Source organism: Microcoleus sp. OTE_8_concoct_300 (assembly GCF_031383065.1).
Lineage (GTDB): Bacteria > Cyanobacteriota > Cyanobacteriia > Cyanobacteriales > Microcoleaceae > Microcoleus.
The window spans coordinates 1-1,378 of sequence record NZ_JANMZH010000623.1 but is presented as its reverse complement, the minus strand read 5'-3'; the positions used below and the strand labels follow the sequence as shown (position 1 = coordinate 1,378).

The following is a 1,378-nucleotide window of genomic DNA, read 5'->3' as shown; positions in this document are numbered from 1 at the left end:
TAGAAAATGAAGCGATTGCGAATCACCTGGAAGATTTATTAATTCCAGCAATGGCTGCTCAAAAAACTTTTTATCGCCAACTAAATTTAAGAGATAGGATTCTGACACTACCATTAATGATGGCAGCAATATTAAGTCTTTTATGGCGAAATGTAGCAGGAGTAACAGAATTAACTAGATTATTAAATAGAGAAGGATTTTTATGGTGTGAGCCGTCTGAAATTAGTCAACAAGCATTATCACTCATATTTTTAACTTTTCCCGCAGTTTTATTTGAAAAAGTATTTAAAGAATTACTGCCTCATTTTCGTCGGGAATGGTTGATGAGAAAATCAAGACCACTACCGGATAGCGTACAATTTGCCTTAAAAAACTTGGAAAATATCTGGATAGCTGACGGGTCAACATTAGAAGCATTATTTAAGAAGCTACAAAGTTTGTCAGATGTACCGATTGGTCAATTAGCCGGAAAAATGGGAGTAATTATAGACCTAGTAACTCATCTTCCCGAAGAAATTTGGTTTGGGGAAAATCCGAAACAAGCAGATACTAATTGGGAAGAAGATTTACTAAAAACAGTTAAGCCAAAAACTTTGCTGTTATTGGACAGAGGCTTCTATCACTTCGCTTTTTGGTCAAAACTAATAGACCAAGAAATTGGATTTATCACTCGAATCAAGAAAGGTGCATCTTATCAGGTAGAGCGGGTATTAACAAATACCTATGATGTCAAAGACTAGATAATTAAAATAGGTGCAGGGACAAAAAAGACACCAGCTTTAACTATAAGATTAGTACAGATTCGCTCCCAGACTTCCTGGCGTTCTTATCTAACAAGTGTCCAAGAACCCGAAATATTACCCCCCTATGTAGTAGCAGATTTATATCAAAGACGCTGGCGAATTGAAGAGGCATTTTGCCTAGTAAAAAGATTACTAAATCTCAGCTATTTATGGACAGGTTCGTTAAACGGAATCAAGCTCCAAATCTGGGGTACTTGGCTATTTTATGCGATTTTAGTAGACTTAGGAGATGCTATTGCAGATGAATTAGGAGTACCAATTGAACGGATTTCATTAGAAATGATTTATCGCGGTATGTATCATTTCTCTGTTGCCTATCAAAAAGGATTAGCTTCGGACTTAGTTAAGTATTTTGCCGCCGATAAAAATCAAGATTTAGGGATTGTTAAGCGACGGCGAAAACCTCATGTCAGGCTAATTATTTCTCCTTTCCCTGGAACTCAAAGAAGTCCCGAACAATTTTTTTTCAACAATAAAGGAACAAATGGAGTCATATTTTAATTGGGTCAACAGGTAAAAGATGAGTAATTTTACTCATTGACAATAGTGCTTTTAGCTTAACTTGTGACTAATGG

The 1,378-nt window shown here is 36.0% G+C and carries 1 pseudogene; it reads left to right on the top strand.

Going from position 1 to position 1,378, the window contains the following annotated elements:
• A pseudogene (locus ACUVJL_RS28570) lies at nt 1-1,304 on the top strand (IS4 family transposase); the annotation flags it as partial.
• Nucleotides 1,305-1,378 lie beyond the last annotated feature (74 nt).